General features: G+C 29.4%; 1 protein-coding gene. It reads left to right on the top strand.

From position 1 onward, the window contains the following. Nucleotides 1-316 precede the first annotated feature (316 nt). The gene (locus tag ACFSR8_RS09710; RefSeq protein WP_380291481.1) at nt 317-994 is read left to right on the top strand and encodes a helix-turn-helix domain-containing protein; all 678 of its coding nucleotides are present in this window, start codon (nt 317-319) and stop codon (nt 992-994) included. The last annotated feature ends 26 nt before the right edge of the window (nt 995-1,020 follow it).

Genomic DNA, 1,020 nt, shown 5'->3' with positions numbered 1-1,020 from the left:
TGTTCTTTATCAAAGAACGAATTCTTATATTGTATCCTTGAACAGCGCAGGACACACAACGAAAGCACAACACCGTGTATAATTCATTGCTAGTTATAGCCTACTTACGAAAGTCCTCGCGGACTTTCCATCTGTGATTTATTTGCTAAATTTAGTGCTTAAATCACGCAACTAATCTTATACAATCACGTTAGCACCAATTTAAACCCAGCAATAGCAACAAATTCCGAAAATGCCGTATAAATGTCGTTGACAAGTCGCTATAAAATGAGATTTTAAAGAATATTTTTACGGAACAAATTAAACTGAATTATCAATGACTGAAATCGGAAAAAGAATAAAAGAAATACGATTAAAAAAAGGATTATCTCAAGAGGAATTAGCTGAAGCCTCTAAAGTAAATCTAAGAACAATTCAACGAATTGAAAATAATGAAACTAAACCAAGAGAAAAAACACTTCAATTAATTTTTAACGCATTAGAAATTGAAATCATTGAGCGAGAAAAAAAGAGTATTGATAAATATTTAATTTGGTCATCATTTTTAACCCTGTTAATAATTATTGGCTCATTTATTAGCTGGTTTCAAATTGCATCAACATCTATTGAAAAAACTGTTGTATCATCATCTATTAAAAAAACTGGGTTTAAACTAATAACAGCAACTGGTTGGAATGGAAATATGAGTTATAACAAATTTACAATATATAATTGGGTAGTTAGTCTATGTGCTTTAACTATCGGAAGTATTGTAATTAGTAATTCATTAAAGTTAATTGATAACAAAATTAAATATATCTTGATACAATTAATAGTAATAGCAATCTACTTACTCACTTTATACAAGGTATCTAATGTGTTAAATATATGGTTTAAACCAGGGCTATTTATAGTCGTAATTTCTACTATTTTATTATCAATAACATATCTTAAAAATAAAAAAACAGGTGCTAACACCGGTAACCGTTGCGCAAGCCGCCATAAAAACCCATAATTTCTGCAACAGACTCGTTTTAAGGA

This window comes from Hyunsoonleella rubra, from assembly GCF_042684665.1.
In the GTDB taxonomy this organism is placed as follows: domain Bacteria; phylum Bacteroidota; class Bacteroidia; order Flavobacteriales; family Flavobacteriaceae; genus Jejuia; species Jejuia rubra.
Note: the sequence above shows the minus strand (reverse complement) of the source record. Positions and strands in the feature narration are given on the sequence as shown.